The following is an 18,460-nucleotide window of genomic DNA, read 5'->3' as shown; positions in this document are numbered from 1 at the left end:
GATCAAAGCCGGTAGGGACACGCCGGAACGCGACCTGGCGGCATGTAGGAAATCACTTGGGCTTTGGTCACGTACGGCTCCGCGAGCTCACACGCCGTCCCCGTCTCCCAGATCGGCTGCCACAGCCGCACGCTGTAATCGGCACTGCCCGAGGCGAGTAGGTGGCCGTCTGGCCGGAACGCCACGGCAGTCACCGCATCGCTGTGTCCGGTGAGCGGGTCACCGATCGGACGTCCCGTGGCCACGTCCCACAGCCGTACGACGTGGTCCGCGCCGGCGGAGGCGAGCAGTCGGCCATCGGGACTGAACGCCACGGCCGATGCCCAGCTCGTGTGCCCGATAAGCGGTTGGGTCGCGGGCCGTCGCGCCGCCACGTCCCAGAGGATCACGCCGCCGGTGCCCGCGGAGGCAAGGAGGCGTCCGTCGGGGGAAAATGCCACGGCATGCACCCACGTGTTGCTTTGAGCGGTCAGTGGTTGGCCCACTTGTTGACGAGTCGCGGTGTCCCACAGCCGCACGCCGTCGCCGCCGGCGGACGCGAGTAGCCGGCCGTCGGGACTGAACGCCACCGAATACACGTCTGCGGTGTGGCCGAGAGGAGCTCCGACTGGACGCCGGGTCGCGGTCTCCCACAGCCGCACGCTGTGATCGTTGCTGGCCGTGGCCAGCAGGTGCCCGTCGGGGCTGAAGGCAATCCCCTGCACCGTGTCCGTGTGACCGGTGAGAGGGCCCCCATCCTGCCTATGTTGACTCAGGTCCCAGAGCCGTATTCCGGCGTGCATATCACCTATGGCCAGCAATTTTCCGTTGGGGCTGAACGCCACTGCACTGACCGGCACCCCGATGGTGATCGGTTCGCCTATCGGACGTAGCGCCGCGGGATCGGACACCTGCACGGTGAAATCGAAGCTGCCCGAGGCGAGCAGGCGGCCGTCGGGACTGAACGCGAGGGAGCTCACCGATTCGGCGTGGTGGGTGAGGAGTTGTCCGGTCGGCTGCCGAATCGCCGTATCCCACAGCTGCACAGTGCCATCCATGCCGGCCGACGCGAGGATCGATCCCTGAGGGCTGAAAGCCAACGCCGAAATGTTGTTTGTGTTGGCGGCCAGCGGTTCACCGACCGGTCGACGTGTCCCCGGATCCCACAGCTGGATGCCGTTGGCGCCAGCCGAGCCCAGCAGATGCCCGTCACCGCTGAATGCCAGCGCACTCACGTCTCCAACGGCATCGGTCAGCGGCGGACCGACAGGCCGGTGAGTCACTGAATCCCAAAGTCGCACACTGCCGTCCACGCCACCGGAGGCCAACACGCGGCCATCAGGGCTGAACGCCAGCGCGTTGACGCTGTCGACGTGACCGGTCAACGGCGGACCGACAGGCCGGCGGGTCACTGGATCCCACAGCCGCACGGTGCCGTCAAAGCTACCCGAGGCCAACAGGCGCCCGTCAGGGCTGAACGCAACGCTGTTAACTGGGCCGCTGTGGCCGGTGAGCGGTTCGCCGACCGGTTGATGCGCCGCAGGATCCCACAGCCGCACACTGCCGTCGCCATCGGCCGCGGCCAGCAGCCGGCCGTCGGGGCTGAAAGCCACGTCGAAGACGGTTTCGCCGTGCGCGTTGAGCGATTCACCGAGCTGCTGGCGGGTGTCCGAATCCCATAGCCGTACATTGCCTTTGTCGTCGCACGAGGCCAGCACGTGACCATCGGGACTGAACGCCACCGCATAGACCTTGCCGGTGCCTCCGGTCAGAGGCTGGCCGACCTGCTGACGCGTCACCGGGTCCCACTCTCGCACCGTCCCGTCGTCGCTCGCCGACGCCAGCACACGCCCGTCCGGACTGAACCCTAACGAGTCGACGATGGCCCTGTGGGCGGTCAGTGGCTCGCCGATCTGCTGGGCGGCCGCCGCGCTCATGGCCGCGCGAGCAGATACCAGCGCGCCCCTGGCCTGCCACGTCGGTTCCGGCGTCGCCAAGGCGCTTTCAGCGGCCAGCGCAACACCGAGCGCCGGATTGGCATGAGCGGATTCGCGTGCCGCTGCCGCCAACGCGAGTGCCACCGCTTCGTCACGCTGCCTGTCAGCTTCGCGCTTCTGCGTCACGGCAATCCCCGCGGCCGCCACTGCACACACCGTCACCACGGCGAGTGCCGCGACGGCCGCTCGCCTCAGACGACGGGAACGGCGCTGTTCGCGCAAATCTTCGCTGGCCAGTTCGTCTTTGGGTTTGCCGTGTATCGGCGCGGCCAAGTCAATGAGCTTCTCCCGAAACAATGGTGCATCCGGATTCCACGGCGCATCGCCGCTGACATCGACGTACAGCGGTTCTGTCGGCAGAACACCGGATTCGGTGAGGGCCGCCGGGGCCGCATCCGAGTGATCGGGATCGAATCGTTTCGTGGCTTCGTCCCAGGCGACGCGACCGGAACCCACGACGAAGAACATGTACTCAGGCCCGCGCTCCAGAAGCCAGTGGGCGACTTCTCTTTTGACCCACTTCGAATCGGCTGCATCGGGCGACAGCACGACGATGAGATACCGCGACCGTCGCATCGCCTCGACTACCTTCCCCCATAGATCGGGGCTGGCCGTCAAATCGGTGGAGTCACGGAAGACCCGCAGCGCCCGCAGCGCGCCGACACGTCGCCCTACCCGATGCAATCCCCGCTGTACCCCGCGGGCGACGGGCTGATCGTCATGGGCGTAGGAGATGAAGGCGTCGTAGAGGAACGACGATGCTTCTGCCCGACCGCCCAGTCGGGCCGGCTTGCTGTCAGCAAGCATTACGTGCCTCCCCCACCGCTGGGTTTGCGGCACACCGACGTGCCGCGGACCGCTGCGTTGTAAGAAAAGCATGCGCCGAGCTGCGAGCATTGACATGCGTATGGCGCTACTCGCTAACGGCAAGCAGTTCGCGGTGAGCCGTGCGTTCGCCTCGCGGCGTCATCGTGGCGACGTCGCCGGCTAACCGAGTTTCGAGTATGCCGGTACTCGACCGCGGCGTGTGCGTAGCCCGTAGTGTCCTAGTCAGCGCCCGGTTCTTGCGGCTCTGGTGGACAGCAAATGGCGAACGTCTTCATCAGCTATTCGAGCGCTGACGCTGAGTGGGCTAACCGCATCCATCAGTGGGTGGTCACGGGCGGCCACGAGGCGTTTCTGGATCACGATGAGAAGCAATCGGGCAGCAAGTAAAGCAAGCCAAGCACTGCGGAGACCGCGCCGATGGCGATTGCCGTTGCCGGAACATTCGGTTCATCGCCGCGGCTTGCCTGCCCACACAGCCTCTACGGCGGCTTGGGCGGTGTATCCCGCTTTCCACATCTTTCGGAAGCTATCGATGGAATGCCCGTCACGGGACATGTCGCCCAGTGCACTGTGACCGAGCAAGTCTTCGACCTCGCTGATCCAGCGTTCCCAGTTCTCACCCGTGTCATCCATGTTGGTTGTCAATCCCCATCCCATCATCGCCGCGACGGTTAGGAGCCCTATCGTTTGTGGGTGCTAATTGGCTTGATGTCTGCTTTCGGCTGCGCACTGTGTTATGGCACGGCGACAGTCCTTCAAGCTGCAGCGACGCGATCAGTGCAAGCCGGCAGTGGCTCCGGTGTCGACACCGTATTGCTGCTGCGGGCCGCGCGTCAGTGGCGCTATCTCGCAGGTATTGCTCTCGACGGCCTCGGTTTCCTCCTACAGCTCGTCGCGCTGCGGTTAGTACCCATCTATGTCGTTGGCGCCGCGCTGGCCGCATCGCTCGCAGTCACCGCCCTTGTGGCCGCGTGGATGCTGTCAGTGCGGCTGACATCGGCCGAATGGACGGCGGTGGCCGTCGTCTGCGCCGGCCTCGCGCTGCTCGGACTGGCTGCCGGACCCGAGGGTTCCGGCCGCGGGCCCGCGGGGTTGAGCTGGGCGCTGCTGTGTGTCGTGAGCGCAGTGTTGATACTCGGCGGCGCCGCAGGCGGGTTGCCACACGGCCTGCGCGCGCTCGCGCTCGGCTTCGGCGCAGGAAGCGGGTTCGCTGTTGTTGAGGTAGGCGTGCGCCTCGTCGATCCGATCGACTTCACCAAGGGCGCGTTCTACGCGAATCCCGCCCTTTACGCAATCGTGGCTGGCGGTGCCGCCGGCTTCCTGTTGCTCACCTCCGCCCTACATCGCGGATCGGTGACCACGGCCGTCGCGGGCATGGTCGTTGGTGAGACGATTCCGCCGGCGCTGGTCGGAGTGGTCTGGCTCGGTGATCAGACACGCGTGGGTTTCGGCTGGATGGTTTGGATGGGCTTCGCTGTAGCAATCGCAGGAACACTTGTGCTCGCCCGATTCGGGGAAGCACCCGAGGCTCGATCCCCGGATGGGGCGTCCCAGCTCTCAAAACCACACGACAGCGGCTCCTCGGACAACACAGAAGCTTCCTCGGCATAGTCGCAGCCGCGCGCGTTCACGGTGTAGACGAGCCGTCACTTTGTCCAAATCTGGGCCCGGCGACACCCATGACGGCTACCGATATGGGGTGGTCGACGGGTCGCAGCGCTGGCCCTCGAGCGCGGAACGTGCGAATGGGATGCACCACTGTCACCTCAGGTGATGCGGCGCAGCTCCCGTCCCGGGGTTATGACGCGGCCGCGTGTTTCTTCGACGGGATGATGATCACGGCAATTAACGTCAAAATGCTAAAGAACAAGCCCAGGCCGTCGCTTATGCATCCCGTGGCCGCAGTGAACGCAATCGACCCAGCAGCGGCTGGGACTCATTGACCCCCGCCGAGCACGACGTCGTGCGCTTGGTGTGCGAAGGACTGGGCAACAAAGAGGCCGCCGCACGGCTTTTCGTGTCGCCGCGCACCGTGCTGGCTCACCTCAGCCACATCTACACCAAACTCGGCATCAGCACGCGTGTCCAGCTCGTCACCGAGGCGGCCCTCCACCGATGATTTCATTTACGGCGGATGCTGAAATACACTGCAGTGCAACATAGCTCGGAGTAGTTGACTGGTAACGGTGCGTGTTCGATCAGGTGCGAGTTCGGACCGTGAGCCAGCACCGGGCGCGCTCTGGCCGCCGACCTTCGTTCCGATCAGCACGTCGCATTGGAATTCCGGGCGATTCTGGGCTGCCCGGCTGAAACCCCTACGGGATGTTTCGAGCTGCACTAGTGTCGCGCTGTGGCAGATTTGGTTTGCTAGGACTGTGGAGGAACGGTGAGCCCCGAGGAGATTATCCGCGCGGAGTTGAGCGCATGGGATCGTCTCGATGCTGACGGGATTGTGAGCCACTTCGCCGAAGACGCCGTCTGGGAGTTCCCTGGCGGGCTGTTCAGCGGGCCCGATGAGATCCGCAAAGCTGTCAAGGGGTACCTGGCGCGCACTGAGCGCTGCGACCTCGAGGTCGTGAATCTTGCGGTTACTGACAACGTCGTCCTGACCGAGCGCGTGGATCACCTACTCTTTGACGGGAAAGTGATCGACGCCTGTGTTATGGGCGCCTTTGAGGTGAAAGGCGAGAAGATCACCGCTTGGCGAGACTACTTCGACACCTCGGCTTATCAAGCGCAATCCAACTGATACTCAACCTCGCAATCTTTGCGATCACTAGTTAGATCCGGTGTAGCACAACGTAACTCGCTACCTTTTAACTCGTACGGTGCTTGCTCATGAGGCGCGAGTTCCTCCGTGGTGCCGACGGCCTTTGCGGGTGGCCACGGGGATGTCGCCGTCGGCGCGAGATTGCCAACAACGCCTACGACCAACGGAGTGGTCGGCTTTGAGCGGGCTAACAAACTATTTAGGTGCGAAAATCGGCGCGGCGCGACGGGGGCTTGACGATGCGGTCCAGCGGCACGTCGCTGGAGGAGGCGCAGGCCGCCCCGAGCCTGGCCGACTATCAGCTCAACGCGTTGCTTCAATAGCTCTGCGCCACAAGCCAATTCGTCACAATCACGTCTTGACGTTTGCGACGGGGAAGAGGGAGGGGATGGGCGATCGCCGGCTCTCAGGCCGGCCGACTGGGGCATTCTCAAGGTAAGTGGGCGAACTGTACTGGCAAGCTCGTTGTACGCACAACGGATGCAAGGCGCTCGTTCGGGGAACGAAGACCCGGAATTAGCGTCGCGACGTACTCAGATCACCTAATCGTCAAGAGATGCGGGCACTTTCGTCTAATGCCACTCGCATCAGTTGTTTGCCGATAGTTCAGTTCGAGCTGCGGCGACTGACACCGAACCGCGCGTGCATGAACGGCACGACGTCGTGGGTCAGATGGTCGTCGACGTTGCCGGGCGCGCAGTCGACGCAAGCGGTGTCGTTGTTGAAAGAGCCACCGATGTCGACGAACACAAGCACCGGGGCGTTGTCACGATGGACGGCCGCCAACCGGTCGACCGTTGACGCGTCCCCTTGGCCTATCCTCCTCGTGCTGAAGCGCTGATTTCCCGATCGCCCATCAAAACGAGGCCCCTGGTTTACCGTCGGTGTCAGTCCTCGGCAAACGCTGAGCACGCCGATCTGTAGAACATCCCGGGCACAGACATCCACGACGCGATCCGCCGAAGTGCATTGCTGGACCGCCGCTGCGCCGAGGTCGGCAGCGAACCCCGCGACAATCACCCGGTTCATTTTTTCTTCACATGTCCGACGAACAACTCGAATGTCACACTGGACGCGATCAGTGGAGCAGTCGAGGCCGCCATCGAGCTGTCGCAACATTGCCCGAAAAGCGTCTCTCACCAAGTCACCGATGACCTGACTATGCCGTCGCTTCAGACACAGCCGCGCAAAGCCGTTTTTGCCCAGTGGCTTTGAGGCGCATCACTCTCGAGCCAAGCCTCCATTGCCGATTTAGACGCATGCATCGCCGGTTGCAGCGGCAGGTCTGCCCCCGCCTGCGATGCCACCTGCCCGACGCCGGAGAACAGGGCTACGAGCGGGTCGACTAAGCCTCCGTTGGGGCGAAGGCGGGTGGCGAACACTGGCATGCGCGCGAATTCTTAAATTCGGCTGCCGAAAGTAGCCAAGACCAATAACGTAATCGAAAGCACTGCGCTATTAGGGGGAGACAATGGCATCCGAACTGGCTATCGCGCGTGATGCGTTATCAATATCAATTCGGCTGCGTGTAACCGCGCAGTTCCACGGTTCGTGAGTCGCGATGGCTACCGTAGAAAAACCCCCACGAACATCACGCCAGACTCCGCATTCGCGTCTCGCGTTCCTGAAGAGCTGGCCCTTCTGGATCGCATTAGTCAGTTTTCCTATTGCGATATGGGCCGGTTGGGTCCATCAGCCGCCGCACGGCGAAGTGCTGCTCGAGCCCAAGGGCGACAACTGCCCCGACTACTCAACCCTCACTTCGACATCGACAACCACCGTGGGCGCACCATCGACCACGCTCGAGATCTCTACCGAACTGCATTTGACGCTGACGGGCGTGACTCCGGCCAGTCCACCCGTTGACGAGAACCTCGGTGAGCTCGATTCCCCGAACAACTTCACCGGCTGTTTCCTGGCGACCGACGCCCGGATCAAGTCGATTGTCTGGGCGGACGGTCGCGTCGACGCGGTGTTCGAGTTGGCCGACAGCGACCCGACCGTCTCCAGGAAGCTCGGCCGTGATCACTCGTCGCTGACCGTGGATCCCTGTAACCCCACCCTCTTCGAGACCGATTGGATCCCAGCGGTGTGTGAGGCCAAGGCCGACAACACCGTTCTGGTTCGCACGACACGGCCCATCGGCACAGTGCTCACGGCGCCGTTTCCCACTCAGACGAAGACTGATGGCGACACCGTGGAGACCACCTGGCACTTCATGGGCTCGACACCACCGCTGACAATTGACATCGATGTGCCGTTCACGGTGATGGCGACCTCGTGGCTCTATGGCAGCGAGGGAAGCTATTACACACTTCAATCCGCTCATTCGAAGCTCGGCATCGATTTGCAATACCTGACCGACGTGAGCGCGTTTTGGATGGCGGTGCTGGCGACGACGTGGATTCTGCGACGCCGCAACCCGGAACTGCGGTGGTGGCAGAGGTTCAACTATCGCATCCTGCTCGTGTTCGTCGCGGGTGCCTTGCTGGCGGTCTGGGTGCCGAAGGTCGGGCACTTGGGCTCCGACATGACGGCAGGTTTCGTTACCGTCGCCGTCTGGGGAGTGCTGTCAGCGGCTCTGGCTCCCAGGAAATGGCTCTCGGCGATCGGCACCCTGGTCGCGGCGCTGGTTGCGATACTGGGAATCCTGGCGGTTACCCTACCGCCACATCCGGTCCAAGACGTTCTGCTGAACCTCTACTTGGCGTTGTTGCTGATCCTCGTCGGTACCGGCGCATGGACGCTGTGGCAGCAGATGACAACCATCTTCACACTCACCCAGGTGGACGAACGGCCCACCCAGTGGCAAGTCCTCTACGGAAAGGTGCTGTCCTGCGTGGTGATTGGCGCATTCGTCATCGCGGTGGGATTCCCGATCGGAACGGTGCTGAACCGGGGCGGGTACACCTATGACCAGTCCGAGTACCTTGCTGCGAACCTGACGATGTCCACTGGCATCTTGTTCCGGGAGGCGCTCGCCTGGATGTCGATCCTTCTGCTGGTCTCGTTCCTCACGGCCTACTGCGTCGGCAATGGCACCGCAGCCGCAATCCCAATCGCCGCTGTCCTGGCGCTCATGCTCAGTTTGAGCGCCCCATGGACCGACCGGATGTCGATCGTCGTCGTCACCGCAATACCCGTGTGGCTCTTGCAGTTCGGGGTCCTGTGGGTGGCCTTCAGGCGGTTGACGATGCGCGGCGATGACCGCTACCTCGCGCACGCGGCCGAGGATGTCGAGGACACAGAACTGTTGCGGGTCGCCATCGGAAAGGCGCTGATACCCGCAGGCGCGAGCGGCACTGATGACCAGGGCCAAGCATCGGCTGACGACGCCCTGACGAAACGCACCAGGGCGGCACGTCAGCGGCTGTTGGCGCTGGGGCCGCGCAAGAACCGACTGGACAACGCCAAGGTGTCCGCTCAGATCTCCGGTGTGGTGGCGATTGTCCCTGTCGCCTACATGATCTGGACGACCCTGTCATCGCTGGGCGACCGATTCAGCACCAACACCGGCCTGCTGATCGTGGTCGTGTTCGCCTTGCTCGAGCTCGTCCGCTGGGTGGTCAGTGGCTTTGTCTTCGGCTACCTGTACGCCGATCTGCCGGGGCGCATCGGTCCGGTAAAGGCCCTGAGCTTCTCGGCGATTTACATAATCAGCTGTGCGGCGCCATTGATGGTCGCTCAGGGCTTCGGCCGTGATCTGCTGCACGAGGCCATCTACCGCAGTTCGCAGTTTGCCTTGTTCACGATCGTGCTCGCCGTCCTCTACGACTTGTGGACAGTCCGTTCCCGAGACGGAGACTGGCAGGAGTTGCAGGCGATCTATGACCTGCAGGAGGACTACGGCCGCATAGCCGCCACCGTCGCGCCCGCCGCAATCCTCCTTCTCACCGTCGGACATCAGATCGTCGCCGGATCCGGCTTCGACGTCGCCAATTCACTGTTGAGCGGAATCACCAGCGTTCTGAAGTAGGAACTCATGACACGTCGAATCGTCCCGTCGAGGACCAAAACTGCTGAATGGAAAGCGCCGCGTGCACTGGCGGTGACCGTTGCGGCGGTCACCCTTCTGTTAACGGGATGCTCCGGATCGGGCGGTGCCACGTCAGCCGACAGTCAGGCCGCGCTCCGCAGCATCAATGACCGCGACCCGACAACACTGATGGACTGCGGCGATCTGCGCCTGCCGATCACTCAGTTTCCGAAGAACTTCAACCCGCTGTGGGCTGGAACGCCATCCGATTTCGCGAACTTGATGAGGGCGGCGAGCTATCCGCGCGCGTTCAGCATCCAGGCAGACGGGTCGCTCGCGCTAGACACCGATTACTTCACCTCGGTGCAGGAGACCGCCGCCGACCCGCAAGTCATCACCTACACCATCAATCCGCAGGCGCAGTGGTCCGACGGAACCCCTATCACGTGGGAGGACATCCGTGCCCAGGCTCATGCGCTGTCGGGAACGGATCCGCGTTACCAACCGATCAGCACAGCCGGTTATGACCGCATACTTTCCGTCGAGCGAGGTGCCAACGACCGGCAAGCGATCGTCACCTATCGCGCGCCCTTCGCTGAGTGGCGCGCGATGCTGTCTGGGTACAACGTGCTGCTGCCACAGTCGATCACGGCGCAACCCGACACCTTTATCAGCGCTACGTCGAGCACCTCCGGCCCATCGGCCGGCCCGTTCCTGATAGCCAACGCCGACCCCAAGGACCAGCAGATCAGGTTGTTGCGCAATCCGAAATGGTGGGGCAGAAAGCCGCGTTTGGCCTCCGTCACGCTCGTCACGGTGGACCCGCACGGCACGTCCGCAGCGTTGCACGACAACAAGATTGATGCGCTCGACTTGTCGACGGCGATGCAGGTCGCTGCCGCCGAACGGATACCCGGAATGGCGATCCGTCGATCATCGGCGATGGCGGTCTGGGGTGTTTTCTACAGCGCATCAAAGGATTCGGTGTTGTCTGACGCCGCGTTGCGGCGCGCCATCACGCGGGGAATCGATCGCAAAACGATCGTCGATGTCACCCAGCGCGGGCTTACCGATAACCCGACGCCGTCCAACAATCACCTTTTCGCCAACGGGCAGACCGGTTACCGGGATAATTCGGCGCCCTACGACTACGACTCCGACCAGGCGAACAGGGATCTCGACGCTTTGGGCTGGAAGCGCGGCGACGACGGTTGGCGATATAAGGACGGCCAGCGACTCAGGCTGCTCGATTACTACATCGATTCTCCTGCCGATGATCTGCTGGCACAGTTGCTTCAGAATTCGCTGGACGCAATCGGTGTCGACCTCGAAATCAACGACGTGGCGGCGCGAGATGCCCAGACCTACCGTCCAGCCTTTGATCTGATCCAAGACGTCCGCTATACCGGACCGTTCCCGCTTTCGATCATGGCCTCCACTTTGCGAAGCGGCGCGATGTGGAACCTCATCGGCGCGGACAACCCCGCCCTGGATGACAAGATCGCCAAGACGCTGGACGAACCCGGCGAGGGGGCAAGCGCTGTGGCCGACTCCGTCGATAAGCAGCTGTGGCTCGACGGCTACAGCGTCCCACTCGTGCGGCTGCCGGGGATCACCGCGGTGCGCGGCGATCTGGCCAATTACGGTGCTTTCGGCCAGTCCGACATCGACTTCACCGCGGTCGGCTACATTCCCGGCACGACGTCCTGTTGAATCGGGCCGAAGCTGACCTCGATGTCGATCCGGTTTGTACATAGCCGTCCGGGGACACCCGTTCCGTCGATCGAGTCACGGTCGAACACCTCGGTTATTACGCGACGCTGTCGGTGTGGAACGGTCGGAAGCATCCGCACGTGAGCGCCGCGGCCTCCTCCAGGAACCTGCCCGGTTCCACTCACCGATTCCCGCCCAGGCGAATTGGGACCGCCGCAGTGACAGACCCTCACTCGGTGACGCTGGAGCCGTCAGCGTCGGCATCTGGAAACAGTTCATTGGCCATCGACTCAAGTGTCGCTAGGTGAGCTTGCGTGACCGAGGCCAGTTGTTCGGCGTCGTTGGCCAGTCCTCGTGCCGCTGGTCCGGCTTTGATGGCAGCGGCCAGCGCTCGGCCACTCGCAGCCTCCTGGTCGTTCTGCGACGCCTTTGTATGTGCGCGCAACGCCTCGCTATGGGCTCCGGCCGCTTCATCCTGCGAGGCCGCCGCCGCTCCTCTCGCCGAATGAGCAGCAGCAGTGGCGACTTCGGCCGTGCCGCGGTGCACTTCGCGTCCAAACACCCAACCGATCGCAGTGGTCACCAAACCACCCAAGCCGCCAGCTACATACACCACGCGACTCCAGTGAGGCTCCGCGATCTGGTCAGCATTGGTATATAGGAAACCGAGGAGTACTAGATACGCACCCGACAGCACCGCCGCGAAGAGAACGGGCGCCCAGAAGATGGGTCCGGTAGAACCAGAATTGGGCTGAATCAGCTGCTGTGGCAGCGACTTCGGGTCATGATCCATTCTGTCGTCTCCTCGGTGTCGGAGCTGGTCTCGTGGTTGCGCCGACACTTCGTCCCCTTCCATGCGCCTCTTGGAATCCTTACCTGGACCCGGGCCAGCGGGTTATGCCCCGCGCCCTGACTAGGTTTTCGGTCATCTACGGGCCCGCGAAGCCTATTACCCGCCACTGCCGGGGTCCTCACCGCCAGTCGATCACGCTTGCGGCACCGGACGCGGACTACGCCAGTCGTCGCATACGTACTTGGGCGCTTGAGGAAGCCGGTTGGCGTACGTGGGATCCTTGGCGACGCGTTCGCGCACACTGGCATGAATCGATGCAGTTTCGGGCACCGTGCGGCGGCCCGAGCCGAGGAGCTGCCACACCCACGGCATCTTGTGCCACGGTCCCGTCGGATCGACGCCGTCGAGTTGTGACATCTGCGCATAAGCGTTGGGGCGCACCAGAAGACCGCTCGCCACCGCCTCGTCGGCCATCCATTTCAACGGGATGTCCGACAGCCGCGTCCCCTCGGCGAACATGCCCCCCACGTCGGAATGCACACCCGTGAACCAGACTTCCAGCAGATCCTGATTCTTCTCCACGCGCAGATGCTTCGGGTTGGGCAGATTCACCAGGTACGGGGCGAACGGCCGGCGAATCTCATCGATCGCAACAGCGTGGCGAATCGTCTTCGCATGCGGAAGTTGCCGAGTGAAGGGCCATTTCAGCTGCCGGGTCAACGTACCCGCGGATTTGACGGTGTCCCAGATACCGACGAAATGCACAGGCGTATGACCATCTCGAGTGACGCTGTGCGTCTCGGCATATACCCGAAGCCCTTCGAAGAACTGGGGGTCGTCCTTGCGTTGCTGTTTGGCGTAGGCGTTGACCGCGTACGGCACCAGGGTCTCAGAACCGGGCCTGAAAACACCGAACACATCGAGCATGCCGGTCAGCGCCCGAGCGTTGTACGCGCCGCGGCTGAAACCGAAGACGAAGATCCGATCCTCGGGCTCATAGGCTTCCATCAAGAATGAGTACGCCTGTCCGAGGTTTTCGCGCAGCCCGGCTCCGAACATCAGTCCCGCGTACCGAGAGATCAACCGCGCAGGCGGCGACCACGCTCCCGGCGAGCTGAACGTGCCGACCCCGGGGTCGTAGTAGGCGACCTGTTTGGTCGGATCCTTCAAATCGAGCAGATTGAACAGCCGCACGACGTTGGTGTTGTCCGCTGCGCGCAGTTGGTTGTTGGTGCCATCTAGGCACACCACGATATTCTTCGCCACGGTGCTCCTCCCCTAGCTCGCTCAACATTAAGCATCGCCGACGACGCAGACCTGCGTAGTGCACTACGCAAATTTGTTTGCCCTAACAGGGCTAGTTCCTCGTTGTCACCGAACCGCCCTGCGCCCGATGCGCACAGGATGAGAACCACGACCAGCAGGCTTGCTCGTCGAGACGTTCGTCGGAACGACCGAAGACAAACCGAAGGGTTGGGGCTGGACCGACCAGCGGTGGATTCGATACCGCACAGCCATGGCCGGGCTGGACGGCTCGCTGACAAAGTAGAGCGGCCTACAACGCCGCCGCACCGAAGCGCCGCGTTATGCCTAACTTGCCGGACCCGACGCCTACGCGGCGCAGCCGTCATATAACTTCACGTGCGCTGACTGTGGCTTCGTTAATGCACCTAGCCACGAACTGCCCGCCACGGCCACCACGTGGGCTTACCGATAATGCCTTGACCGACAACGCCACTCGGCCCGCGCCGCAACTGCGGTGAGTGCCGGATGACGACGTGGCCAGCAGTGTGGGTGAATGCGCCTCCGATGCGCCGACGGCGCACTGAGCCGCGCAGACGATCCCGGCCCCGGGGCGATCGGGCCAGTGATGGAGTCCAACATCAAACTCGACTCAGCCGCCCTGCAGCCGGATCGCGACATCGAACTGGAACAGCTGATCCCAATTACTCCACGTGCCGGGCAGCAGGAACAATGTGCAGCCCGCCGGCGCCACCTTGCGGATGTTGGCTGCGGCGTGATCCACCGCGGTCATGCCATCCCAGAACGCGTGGGCCGGGTCGCCGTACATGCCGTGGGCCTGGGTGGCGATGAACTTCACCGCGTCGAACAGCAGCCAGATCACCGACGGCAAGGCGGCCAGCACCCCAGCAGCTGAGAAGAAGTCGCCGATGACGTTGGGGCCACCGGTGCTGATGACCGTGGCCAGCGGCGCCAGCACGCCGTGCAGTTTCTGGTCCTCGGGGTTCTCGCCGGCGGGTTCCTGGCCGGTGAGGATACGACCGGGCAGCGTGGGCAGCACTTGCAGCAGGAAGGTGGCGAACTCGAGCGTCAGCTCGGCCTTGGTCAGGATCGAGTACAGCAGGAACAGCAGTCCACGGGCGCGTGGGTACCAATCGCCGTCAATACTGTAGGACCAGTAGCGGTCCCATACCCATTGCGGCTGCGGCATTTTCGAGATGCCCTCGCCTGGATCATCGCCCAACAGCGAGCCTTGGGCCGGCATGGACGGATCACCGAACGTGGTGACCCCGACGACGAAATGACGCCACTCCGGGGGCAATGCATTGAGGCACTTGCAGACCGACACACCACCCATGGAGTAGCCGAGCAGCCAGATATTCGTCCCCGCCATTGAGCGATACAGCCGCATGAACTCATCGCGGAACTGGTCGGTGGCCTTTTCGAAGCTGTGCGCATCGGGCGGGTTGAGGAACGCGCGGCTGTCGGCCCACACGCCCTGGATCGGATACGGGGTGCGAAACGGCGGCGGAATACCGGCATCCGGTGGGAGGTAGGCGCCAATTGCCTTGCGGAACGCCAAGTCCGCCACACCGAGGTCTTCCGCCCTGGCCAGCCGCTGCCCGCCTGCCATGCGCTGCAGCAGGGCTGGGTCATTGTTGATGTGCTTGGCCAGCTCCCTCACCGCGGCCGCAGTCTCGTCGGTGTAGAGATCGTCTTCTATCACGCCGAGCGCTTGGGCGTGACTGTTGGCCGGATACGCCGCCAACAGGCGATGCTCGATCTTGGTGACTTCGGGGCTCCGATCGCCTGGGCCATAGCCGATCCACTTACCCGACGCGTCCTTGGCCATCAGTCGGCGCTCCCCGCATGTGGCCCGCAAAACTTTCGGGCCGGTTTCTCCCCACCGGTGTCGATGCTGCCCACGTCACCCGGAATGTCAATGTTGGTCGTAGCCATGTCTCCCCCACTGCAACGATGGACCGCTAGCCAGACAGTATCGCCCCCAGGCCCGGTTGCACTGCGTAGTCAACTACTCGATTTCGGGCGATCGCAACAGGGCGACGGTAGGGCAGGGATTGCTTCGACGACGTCGGGTCTGCTGGCTGCCAGGGGTTGACACCGAGACGGTATGACTGGCACCCCTTCGCCACGACGATGTATGGAATCCGCCAAACGTATTTCACTATTGTGATACCACCAAAAATCCGGAATCACATGTTGTCACGAACTCGACGGTGGAAAATGACCCTTTTCTGTTTCGCTCGCCGGATAATCAGAGACACGTACAGGAATCTTCAGAATGGGTCGAGCGGACGCGCAATGTGCTGCCACTCAATCGCCGGTTGTGACGCACGTCCGCAACGCTCGCCCGGCCTCAAGGGGCCGCCGCATCACACGGAAGCTGACCAACAGTTCGTGCCCTCGTCCTGATCGTCGTCGGGCTGGCGGGCCGCTCGGGGAGTGTCTCGTTCGACGCCCCCGCCGGGTGCCATCAATTGCAGCGCCCGAAACCAGCAGATAGACACCATATTGCGGCAGCGAATTCGACGTCAGCGGCAGCCGGGCGGCTGACCTCCCACATGCACCGCGATCCAGCGTGTCAGCAATCAACCGCGATCCAGCGCCCGTCCCGCTCCCGGCGTCGCGATGTACCTGACGAGAAGTTGGACGCAAGGTTACAGATTCTGCCTCGGCCATATCCGGGCTCCGAACACGGAATGCCTTTGTGCCGGTAGCGCGGGTTGCGCGGTTCTCGTTACGTAACTAACCATTCGAAGGACCTTTTTTTCGAAGCGCATATCGTAACCGAAGTTATTGATTTAGCATTCCATTTGACGGCGGCTGCTCTGGGGGGCCGCGAGCGTCGGAAGCTCTACCGACAATCGAGGAGGCGTCATGCCAACTGCCTTTCGCGCGCCCGGTGTCTATGTCGAGGAACTGCCAAGCGGGGTCCATCCCATCGTCGGGATCAGCACCGCCACAGCGGCTTTCGTCGACGTCTTCGACAAGGGCCCGGTCGGTGTGGCCGTGAAGGTAAGCGGGCCAGGGGAATTCGAACGCACCTTCGGTGGTGTCTCGCCTGGTAGCGAAGCCAGCTACGCGATCACGCAGTTCTTCAACAATGGCGGCAGTCAGGCCTGGGTCGTTCGAGTCCTGCCCACCGGCGCAGGCAACGCCGTGGCCGCGTCGGCGAAGCAGGAACCCAAGAGTGCCGTGGTGACCGACGACGGCAAGCCACCCGACCCCGGTCCCAAGTGCCTCACCGTCACCGCGCTGAGCGAAGGGCAGTGGGGCAATGCCCTGTGCTTCGGCATCCAGCTGCTGCCGGTGGCCGGCGGCGGGGACCCCACCCGGTTCGACTTCGTCGTCGGTGAGGTTGTGCCGGTGCCCGGCTCGTCGAAAGTCAAAGTCGTTGTCCGCGAGGCGTTCCGGTCACTGTCGATCGATCCCGCCGATCCCCGCTACTGCCCCACGATAGTGTCGGGCTCCCAGCTGGTGCGCGCGACAGTTGACGACGGCGCGACCATCCCTGCGCCAACCCTGTTCCGCAACAAGGACGACTCCACCGGTATGCCCGACGGGGACGCCATGACGAAAAACCCGCCGAATCCCGCGCCGACGCCCCCGGGCGACATCGCCAAGCAGACCAGCATCGCGCATTTCCACCGACTAGACGGCGGGAAGGACGGCAAACCCGCCGACACGACGACCGCACTGGCGAAGATGCTGCTCGGGGATCCCGCCGCACAAACCGGCATCTACGCGCTGAACACGATCGCACCCGACATCTTCAACATCCTGTGCATCCCGGCGATGGCGAACATCACCGACGACACCGCGCGCCAAAGCCTGCTCGCGCCGGCCGAGCAGTTCTGTGCCGATCACCGGGCGATGTTGCTCATCGATCCGCCGGCCGCGATGGACACCAAGACGACAGCCGCCGACGTCGGCAGCGCGATGAAAACCTTCGTCGAGACGCTCGACCCCACCGAAAACGCCGCCACGTATTTCCCTCGGCTGGTCGTGGCCGACCCGGTCACCGGCGGCACCAAGAACATCGGTCCCAGCGGAACCATTGCTGGAATCTGGTCTCGCACAGACACACAGCGCGGGGTGTGGAAGGCACCCGCAGGAACCGAAGCCACCCTGATGGGTGCCCGTCCGGCGGTCACGATGACCGAGGACACCAGCGACGAGTTCAACCCAATCGGCATCAACGTGTTGCGCACGCTGCCGGTGTTCAACAACGTCGTCTGGGGCTCGCGCACCATGCAAGGCGCCGACCTGATGGCCAGTCAATGGAAATACATCCCCGTGCGCCGCACCGCCCTCTATATAGAGGAAAGCCTGCGCCAAGGTCTGCAATGGGTGGTCTTCGAACCCAACGACGAACCGCTGTGGGCCCAGATCCGGCTCAACGTCGGGGCTTTCATGCAGAACCTGTTCCGCCTGGGTGCGTTCGCAGGCCAGACGCCACAAGAGGCGTACCTCGTCAAGTGCGACAGCGACACCACCACTGCGTACGACGTCAGCACCGGTGTGGTCAACATCCGGGTCGGCTTCCAGCCACTGCTGCCTTGCGAATTCGTCGTCATCCAGATCCAGCAACTGACCCTGCCGGCGGAGGTCTGACATGGAGTTCACCGCTTCAGCCAAACGGCACGATCCGTACAAGAACTTCAAGTTCCGGGTGAAATGGGACGGTCGCTACGTCGCCGGCGTCAGCAAGGTCAGCGCCTTCAAGCGCACGACCGAGGTCGTCAAGCACCGCGCCGGGGGCGACCCGAGCACCAGCTACAAGTCCCCGGGGCGCACCGAATACGAGGCCATCACCCTCGAGCGCGGCGTCACCCACGACAAGGCGTTCGAACAGTGGGCCCACAAAGTCTGGCACTACGGCGCCGGCCTGGGCCGCGAGACATCGCTGAAGGACTACAAGAAGGACATCATCGTCGAGCTCTACAACGAGGCCGGCCAGCTGGTGGTTGCCTACCACGTCTACAGCTGCTGGCCATCGGAGTACCAGGGGCTTGGCGACCTCGACTCCAACGCCGGCGCAGTCGTTTTCGCCCACCTCAAGCTGGAGAACGAGGGTTGGCTTCGCGATGACTCCGTGGTCGAGCCGGCGCCGCCGGCGTTCACCGTGCCCACCGGGTGAC

General features: G+C 63.3%; 12 protein-coding genes and 2 pseudogenes. 8 read left to right on the top strand and 6 right to left on the bottom strand.

All coding sequences use genetic code 11. The features are described from left to right. Positions 1 to 2: 2 nt before the first annotated feature. Complete coding sequence (locus MYCSM_RS31740; RefSeq protein ID WP_015297614.1) at positions 3 to 2,783, bottom strand: toll/interleukin-1 receptor domain-containing protein; 2,781 nt, start codon at positions 2,781 to 2,783, stop codon at positions 3 to 5. A 279-nt stretch (positions 2,784 to 3,062) separates the two neighbouring features. Here MYCSM_RS31740 and MYCSM_RS36920 point away from each other — a divergent pair, with 279 nt between their 5' ends. Then, on the top strand, positions 3,063 to 3,191 hold the full coding sequence (locus MYCSM_RS36920; RefSeq protein ID WP_015297613.1) for a TIR domain-containing protein: 129 nt from the start codon (positions 3,063 to 3,065) through the stop codon (positions 3,189 to 3,191). A 60-nt stretch (positions 3,192 to 3,251) separates the two neighbouring features. Here MYCSM_RS36920 and MYCSM_RS31735 read toward each other — a convergent pair whose 3' ends face one another. Then, entirely contained in the window at positions 3,252 to 3,437 is a 186-nt protein-coding gene (locus MYCSM_RS31735; RefSeq protein ID WP_051073977.1) for a hypothetical protein, read from the bottom strand. A gap of 75 nt (positions 3,438 to 3,512) precedes the next feature. Here MYCSM_RS31735 and MYCSM_RS31730 point away from each other — a divergent pair, with 75 nt between their 5' ends. From MYCSM_RS31730 to MYCSM_RS31720, 3 genes and pseudogenes are all read left to right on the top strand, one after another. Further along, entirely contained in the window at positions 3,513 to 4,415 is a 903-nt protein-coding gene (locus MYCSM_RS31730; protein WP_083906447.1) for a hypothetical protein, read from the top strand. A gap of 262 nt (positions 4,416 to 4,677) precedes the next feature. Then, positions 4,678 to 4,923: pseudogene (locus tag MYCSM_RS31725) on the top strand (response regulator transcription factor); the annotation flags it as partial. A gap of 267 nt (positions 4,924 to 5,190) precedes the next feature. Continuing rightward, positions 5,191 to 5,553, top strand: coding sequence for a nuclear transport factor 2 family protein (locus MYCSM_RS31720; protein ID WP_015297610.1), 363 nt, complete (start codon positions 5,191 to 5,193; stop codon positions 5,551 to 5,553). Between the two features lie 630 nt (positions 5,554 to 6,183). On the opposite strand, the pseudogene MYCSM_RS39175 reads toward MYCSM_RS31720, so the two are convergent. Further along, a pseudogene (locus MYCSM_RS39175) lies at positions 6,184 to 6,393 on the bottom strand (hypothetical protein); the annotation flags it as partial. A 742-nt stretch (positions 6,394 to 7,135) separates the two neighbouring features. Here MYCSM_RS39175 and MYCSM_RS31705 point away from each other — a divergent pair. Then, entirely contained in the window at positions 7,136 to 9,550 is a 2,415-nt protein-coding gene (locus tag MYCSM_RS31705; RefSeq protein ID WP_015297607.1) for a DUF6185 family protein, read from the top strand. Between the two features lie 6 nt (positions 9,551 to 9,556). Then, positions 9,557 to 11,263 (top strand): ABC transporter family substrate-binding protein, encoded by a 1,707-nt coding sequence (locus MYCSM_RS31700; protein WP_015297606.1) that lies wholly within the window; start codon positions 9,557 to 9,559, stop codon positions 11,261 to 11,263. Positions 11,264 to 11,492: 229 nt separating this feature from the next. Here MYCSM_RS31700 and MYCSM_RS31695 read toward each other — a convergent pair whose 3' ends face one another. The 3 genes from MYCSM_RS31695 to MYCSM_RS31685 all read right to left on the bottom strand — a co-directional run bounded on the left by MYCSM_RS31695 (position 11,493) and on the right by MYCSM_RS31685 (position 15,150). Then, positions 11,493 to 12,056, bottom strand: a complete 564-nt coding sequence (locus tag MYCSM_RS31695; RefSeq protein WP_015297605.1) for a hypothetical protein — start codon at positions 12,054 to 12,056, stop codon at positions 11,493 to 11,495. A 192-nt stretch (positions 12,057 to 12,248) separates the two neighbouring features. Beyond that, complete coding sequence (locus MYCSM_RS31690) at positions 12,249 to 13,322, bottom strand: DUF2235 domain-containing protein (protein WP_015297604.1); 1,074 nt, start codon at positions 13,320 to 13,322, stop codon at positions 12,249 to 12,251. Between the two features lie 628 nt (positions 13,323 to 13,950). Then, positions 13,951 to 15,150 (bottom strand): hypothetical protein, encoded by a 1,200-nt coding sequence (locus MYCSM_RS31685; RefSeq protein ID WP_015297603.1) that lies wholly within the window; start codon positions 15,148 to 15,150, stop codon positions 13,951 to 13,953. Positions 15,151 to 16,196: 1,046 nt separating this feature from the next. Between MYCSM_RS31685 and MYCSM_RS31680 the strand changes: the two genes are divergently transcribed. Beyond that, positions 16,197 to 17,933, top strand: a complete 1,737-nt coding sequence (locus MYCSM_RS31680) for a phage tail sheath family protein (RefSeq protein ID WP_015297602.1) — start codon at positions 16,197 to 16,199, stop codon at positions 17,931 to 17,933. A 1-nt stretch (position 17,934) separates the two neighbouring features. After that, entirely contained in the window at positions 17,935 to 18,459 is a 525-nt protein-coding gene (locus tag MYCSM_RS31675; RefSeq protein ID WP_015297601.1) for a phage tail protein, read from the top strand. Position 18,460 lies beyond the last annotated feature (1 nt).

Source organism: Mycobacterium sp. JS623, assembly GCF_000328565.1.
Taxonomy (GTDB): domain Bacteria; phylum Actinomycetota; class Actinomycetes; order Mycobacteriales; family Mycobacteriaceae; genus Mycobacterium.
This window is presented reverse-complemented; position numbering and strand designations above follow the sequence as displayed.

Bases quoted from the DNA above. Each gene is read 5' to 3' on its own strand.
- MYCSM_RS31735 (WP_051073977.1), bottom strand. From the start codon at position 3,437: ATGGATGACACGGGTGAGAACTGGGAACGCTGGATCAGCGAGGTCGAA.
- MYCSM_RS31680 (WP_015297602.1), top strand. From the start codon at position 16,197: ATGCCAACTGCCTTTCGCGCGCCCGGTGTCTATGTCGAGGAACTGCCA.
- MYCSM_RS31705 (WP_015297607.1), top strand. From the start codon at position 7,136: ATGGCTACCGTAGAAAAACCCCCACGAACATCACGCCAGACTCCGCAT.
- MYCSM_RS31700 (WP_015297606.1), top strand. From the start codon at position 9,557: ATGACACGTCGAATCGTCCCGTCGAGGACCAAAACTGCTGAATGGAAA.
- MYCSM_RS36920 (WP_015297613.1), top strand. From the start codon at position 3,063: ATGGCGAACGTCTTCATCAGCTATTCGAGCGCTGACGCTGAGTGGGCT.
- MYCSM_RS31685 (WP_015297603.1), bottom strand. From the start codon at position 15,150: ATGGCCAAGGACGCGTCGGGTAAGTGGATCGGCTATGGCCCAGGCGAT.
- MYCSM_RS31695 (WP_015297605.1), bottom strand. From the start codon at position 12,056: ATGGATCATGACCCGAAGTCGCTGCCACAGCAGCTGATTCAGCCCAAT.
- MYCSM_RS31740 (WP_015297614.1), bottom strand. From the start codon at position 2,783: ATGCTTGCTGACAGCAAGCCGGCCCGACTGGGCGGTCGGGCAGAAGCA.
- MYCSM_RS31730 (WP_083906447.1), top strand. From the start codon at position 3,513: ATGTCTGCTTTCGGCTGCGCACTGTGTTATGGCACGGCGACAGTCCTT.
- MYCSM_RS31675 (WP_015297601.1), top strand. From the start codon at position 17,935: ATGGAGTTCACCGCTTCAGCCAAACGGCACGATCCGTACAAGAACTTC.